At 51.6% G+C, this 6,036-nt stretch carries 2 protein-coding genes (1 of these 2 cut by a window edge); both read right to left on the bottom strand.

The window, feature by feature from the left end; translation table 11 throughout:
* Positions 1-5,245: alpha-2-macroglobulin family protein (locus QVO99_RS09805; protein WP_288177152.1), on the bottom strand; the 5,245-nt coding region annotated here is incomplete at its 3' end.
* Between the two features lie 411 nt (positions 5,246-5,656).
* A protein-coding gene (locus tag QVO99_RS09810) for a transporter (RefSeq protein ID WP_022317436.1) crosses the window boundary here: on the bottom strand, positions 5,657-6,036 show its end. Its footprint extends 607 nt past the window's final position; 380 of the gene's 987 nt are visible here — the last part of the coding sequence; its start codon lies beyond the right edge, outside the window; the stop codon is at positions 5,657-5,659.

Genomic DNA, 6,036 nt, shown 5'->3' on the forward strand with positions numbered 1-6,036 from the left:
CGGCAGCCGCCTGCGTGAACTGTGCATAGGCAGCTCCCCATGATGTTCCCTCGCCGGTCTTGGTCAGCGTGAGAGAGTTCTGCTTGTCGATGTCGTATACCACCTTGGTATATCCCAGTCCGGCAGAAGCCTTAGGCAGCGACTTGTTCTTGCCGTCTACGGCAAGCGTCATGGATTTCTCCTTGTCAGAAGACAGCTCTTTATAGTTGCCGTCGAGGAAGGCAAACACGGCGTTTACAGTATTTATCGGTGTGTCCCAAGCCTGTGTGCGCTTGCTCTGCAGGAGCCATAGGCGCATCTGGTTTATGGTCTCCGTGTCGGCAGGGTCTACAGCCTTCAGAGCCTCTATCGCAGCAGTCTGGGTAGGAATGCGATAGTCGAACCACGAGTATCCGGCATGCCATGTGTCGAAATATGTTCCCATGCCCGGCTTCGTCACCGTATACTGGCGTATGCTCTCCACATACTCCTTTGCCTTCTTAGCCTTGCCGTCTCCATTGAGCACCACAGCCATGAGCGCCTTTGAATAGATGTCGCGGTGGCGGTCAGCCTCAAGATATTTGAGGAGATAGTTCTTCAGCTCCACATAATCGGAGTCATAGAAAGGATTCTTGCCGAGCAGTGTGTTTATATATAGATACTGTATGGCATGGTAGTCGCAGATCATCGGTTTCTGTCCCTTCTTTTCCATACGTTTCATTTCCTCAAACTCCTTCATCACGACTGTTCTGAGATAGTCCTTTCCATTCTCTATCATCTTGGCCGTGGCTTTCTGATAGCCTGCCATCACATTGAGACGGGCGAGGGTCTGCAACACCTGTGCCGTTATGCTTGCCGAACCTCTCATTCCTCGCCACCAGCTCCATGAGCCGTCGCTATTCTGGAGGTCTTTCAGGTCTTTGAGCTGCGAAGCCAGCCGGTAGTCCATCGCCGACTCGTCGAAGAATGTGGTGAGCATCCTCTTCTGGTCAGCCTCGTTGTCGGCATCCATCACCCATGGCGTCTCGTCGAGCACGAGGGTCTTCAGTTCCTGGTTGCGCTGCAGAGCACTCATCAGGCTGTTGTCGCTGCCTGCCGGCTCCTGTTTCCAGATGTTTACCACCTGCTTTATCACCGGCGACTGGTTCATGATATATCGTCCGAGGGCGTTGGCATAATAAGCCGTTGAAAGGGATATGGCGTTCTTGTAGTCCACTGTCGAGATATACGGCAGCGTCTGTATCATGAGCCATGACGGGTTGGCGGTATATTCCACGGTGAGCTTCTTGTCGGCCGTTCCCTTCGGGAAGAGGTCAGCCATAGCCACTGTCTTCTCGCCGCTGCCGGTGAAGGTGAACGGCACGGTATTCATCACTCTCTCTCTGCTCGGCAACACCGGCAGATAATGCTGCTCACCGTCGCTGAAGCCTTTTCCCTCTGCCGTGATGCGGCATACGAGGAGCGGAGTGTCGCCCTGAGCTTCAAAACTGAAGTCCACGTTTGCAGTGGCATTGGCGTCGATGGTCACGTTCTGCTTCTTCTCGCATACCACTCTTTCCGTCTCCGGGTCGAGGAGCTGCATTCTTACGAGGGCTGCAACCGGCTTGTCGGTGGCATTTGCCACACGGGCTGCCATCGTAGCCTTGTCGCCCTCTCTCACGAAGCGCGGCACATTAGGCATCACCATCACCTTCTTGCTCGCCACTGCCTCGCTCTCTATCATTCCGAAGTTCATCTCCTTGTCGTGGGCAAAGCCGCGGAAGTTCCATGTGGTGACGCTCTCCGGCAACGTGAACACTATATCCACATTGCCGTCCTTGTCGGCATAGAGGGCAGGATAGAAGAAGGCTGTCTCGTTGAGGTTCTCGCGAATCTGCGGCACGGCAGCAGAGGCTCTCTCTTCACCGTCGGCATTCTCCACGCCAGCCGAGCCTCTGCCGGCGGCATCGTTACCAAGCGGAACAAAGTCAAAGGTTTTCGCCTTTTCTTCCTTTGCCTTCAATACAGTAGCAGTTTCTTCTACTGCTTCGCCTCGGATGGAAACGGAATTCTTTGCCCTTCCCCTGACTCTGAGTGGAAGTGAAACCCTGTCATCACTTCTGTCATTAAGCATCAGCTTCCAGCTCAGTATGGAAACAGAATTGTCCAATGTATTGAGATCAAACGATTTTCCATTCATCACAGGCATCGTCTGCCATGAAGACAATCCGTTTTCTGTTATCTCCGGCAACATTCTCCATCTGGTGTAGGGACTGTTCTGCAACAGATTGAGACTAAAGTTGAAGCTGGTCTTCACTATCTGTTCGAGCGACTTGTCATACATCAGAGCCAGAAGCTGACCGTTGTTCTGACCGTCAGTGCTGGCGTTGCGCTTGTTTATCACGTCGTTCACTTTCGGACGCGAGATGTTGAGCGTCCATTTCTCTTTCTGTCCCGGTGTGAGTCTGTCGCGGAAGGTCACCCATTTCAGGTCGAGCCTCTTGTCCTCCAGCGGTCTTGTGATGGTAAACTTATGGCTGTATGCCTTGCCATCCTTCACCCACAGATAGTTGAGGAGCACCGCCTCGCCATATTCTTCCTTATAGGTAAGCGAGATGGTCTTGACGGCATTGCTCAGACTGAAGGTTCCGCTCTCCAGTTCTTTGTCGCTGGAGATGATGGAATAGCGCACGAGGGTGTTGTCGCACGACGTGCCCACCTGCACATAAACCGGTTTGCCATCTCTCGGGAACTCCTTGCTTGATATGTATGCCCAGTCTGGCGTATCGGCTGCCGGACGCTTGTCGTCTATGCCGAAGAGCACGAACTCACGCATCACGGTGTCGTTGCAGCATGTTGCCCACAGCTGGTGTCTGCCGGAGAGTATGCCACTGGTTTTCCGCCAGTCTATCTTTATGTTTTCATTGGCTTTCGCCGTATATTTCTTTGTCTGGGAGTCGAACCAGTATGTCACCTTTCCGTCAATCTGTTTTGCAGAAGCATTGTAGCGGTTGAAGACAACTGTCGCCACACTGTCTTTAATCACCTTCTCCGGCAAATCCAATTTCAGTTCGGTGGCTCTCGATCCCAACACGATGCTCGTCTCGGCTGAATGGCTCTCGCCTCCGTTGTCGGTCACTGTGGCTGTGGCAGTGAAGCGATAGCGTGTCTGCCATACGAATCTGCCAGGCGTCTTCACATCGTAGCCTTCGTTGTCTGCCTGATAGTCGGCTGGCAATACCACCGGGATGCGCACCTCAAACCTACCCTTTGAGTCGGTCATTACGGTGTCGGTCTGCATCTGCTGGGCATCGTTGTTCGCCCCATAGTAATACCTGAACCAGCTGGAGCATCTGCGCTGCACGTCGTATGCCACCTTTGCACCAGGCACCGGCACACCGCTGAATGTCATCGCCGTACCGCCCACCACAAGGGTGTCGCCATCGTGGTATTCGTCGGTCACCTCGTCGAACTTCACATCAAAGGTAGGCCGCTTGTATTCTTCCACCCGGAATGCCGCATATCCCGTGCCGTTGCCCATGCATCTAACCGAGAACCTGCCGCTCAAGACATTGCCGCCGGGCAGATTGAAGTCTACTGATGCCGTGCCATAGTCGTCGGTTGTCGCCTTCTTCTCTGCCAGCACCTTATTGTTGGCATCGCTGAGGGTGAATTTGAGTTCTGCGCCAGTCGTGACCTTTGATGAATGCAGTCCTTCCTGCTTGTATGCCACGGCAGACACATGCACTGTCTGTCCCGGACGATAGATGGAACGGTCGGTGAAGAGTGACACCACGCTGCGATGGATCTTGTCGCCATAATAGTTGAACCTGTTCCACTCGCGTTCGCCAATCATATAGTTGTCGGTATCGGTATAGGCTCTTACGCAATCATAGTATGGCTCCTGGCTGTTCGTCACCACTTCGCCTTTCTCATCAGCGGTCAGCGTTGAAATCACCTTGTTGTCGCGCCACAACTGCAGTTTTGCGCCGGCAAGCGGCTGTCCGGTAGTGGCGCTCATGATGGCATATCTCACCTTGTCGCCCGGCAATGGCAGACTACCAACAAATACATCGGAGACAGTGAAAACGGCATTTATCGGTTTCAGCTTCTTGTTGTCTGCCTCTACCACCACATAATACATTCCCGGCTGCATCTTCGGCAGCTTCGCATAGAGTTTGTTGATGTCGTATTCGTTTTCGTAAACCACCGGCAGGTCAATCACCACCTTCGACTTCGCGATGATGAGTTTCTTTGCCTTGTCTATGTTGAAATTGTTTGTCCTGTCGTCGAGATACGACTTGGTATCCAGTCGGTAAATGCTGACTGTTAGATGTTTCAGATTGCGTGCCTCGATGCTCAGGGTGTCTTCACGGTTCGGCAGATAGGTGTTTCCTACATTCATTTCGAATCCCGGCCGCACCATATCCGCATAGTATCGCTCAAGCCGGTTTATACCTTTCCAAGCTGCCCATTTCTGCTTGGCAAACATGATATAATCCACTTTCTGTTTCGGCGTCACATCCTGACAGTCTGCCATGTAATCGTATTTCGCGATAGCCACCTCGCCACATTCCTTCAGGTCGCCATAGAGAGCCACCAGGGAGTCGAGGCTTGCCAGATAGGTATTACCCTTGATGACCTTTTTCACGGGATTGGCCTTGACTCTCTTTTCGAGCATCCAAAGAGCTGTGACGAGCGAAGCCCTGCGGTTGCCCGCCTTGTTATAATAGTCATTGAGAAGGGCGTAACGCTCTGAGTAATAACCTACCAGACTGAGCAGGTCGTTTCCGAATATCTCGCTGTCGACGCCTTCACTCACAAACGGTGCATAATCGAGCGCCTTCTTTGATGCAAGCATTTCGGGATCGGCAAGTGCCTTGTCGAAATACTCGCGACTGAGTTTCTTGCTGTCAGATTTGTAGTGACTTTTAGCAACAAGAGAATAGCTGCAGCCAAGGGCACAGTTGTATACCGCAGCCAAGGCGGGGTCTACTGCTGAGGCTTCGCCCGCAGCCTTCTTCAATGCGGACAGTTCTGACTGGAACAATTCATCTGAAATGCCCGATGCAGTCGCTACTTTATCAAACTCCGCTTTCAGCAGGTTGCCATAGCTCTTGCCGGCTTTTGCCTGGGCGATTATCTTGTTCAGAATCTTGATCTGCGTCTTTGGCAAATCCTTGGTCTGGGCCTCATTGTATTGTTTCCACAATGAGGTGTAGCCGTCGGCGAAAAGTACCAACGGGAACATCAAAGACAAAACGAATGAAACAATGGCCTTCTTCATATCATTCAATTTTTAGTTTGAGGTTGTAAAGTTACGATTTGTTTTTGACAAGAGCAAATTTTTCAGGAGTTTTAGGTAATGGTAAAAAAATAGCTTGACCAATTTTGAGGAAATAAGGATTTCTATTCTTATGCTCTGTCTTTTTGCCGTTTTTGAAATTTGTCATCGGTCACATAGCCCGCTATGCTCCCTCTTCCAAACTCCAAAACCGACAAAAATACAGGTCAAAATTTGATCAAGTTATTCTTTCACCATTACTTGAGCGTCACGCCAAAACTAATCTCTGGCCATGATTGCCAACGGACTCATCTGCCTGTCTGATAATAAAATCTACCGTCCCAAAGAATATTGCATGGATGAAGACCAAACCTTATGACAAACGCCACGAAAAACGGTTATTCCACTGACGCATCACCACTTGAGATAGCCGTATTTCTCCTTACACCAGAGTTGCCATGAATTCACGAGATTCTGCCACAACACATAGGCTCCGGGCGCTACGGCAGCCACGGGATTCAGGAAGGTTACGGTGAGCCAGATGCCCACTATGGTGTTTTTCTGGCCCAAAGCCTGTCCGGCGCTTACTCTGTCGCCGAAGAAGCCGCCCACCCACTTGCCGATGGCAAACTGCACGAGACATACAAACAGGGGCAGGATGAGAAGGAGCGACAGGGTGATGCCTCCCACTTCGGCGTCGACGATATTGTGTACGGTCATACCTGTGACGATGCTCAGATTGAACGCCCACATATAGAAAGCGAGGTTCTTGCGGCGCTTTATGGCTCCTGCCA

Origin of the sequence: Prevotella sp. CAG:592, from assembly GCF_000436015.1 — a bacterium.
In the GTDB taxonomy this organism is placed as follows: Bacteria; Bacteroidota; Bacteroidia; order Bacteroidales; family Bacteroidaceae; genus Prevotella; species Prevotella pectinovora.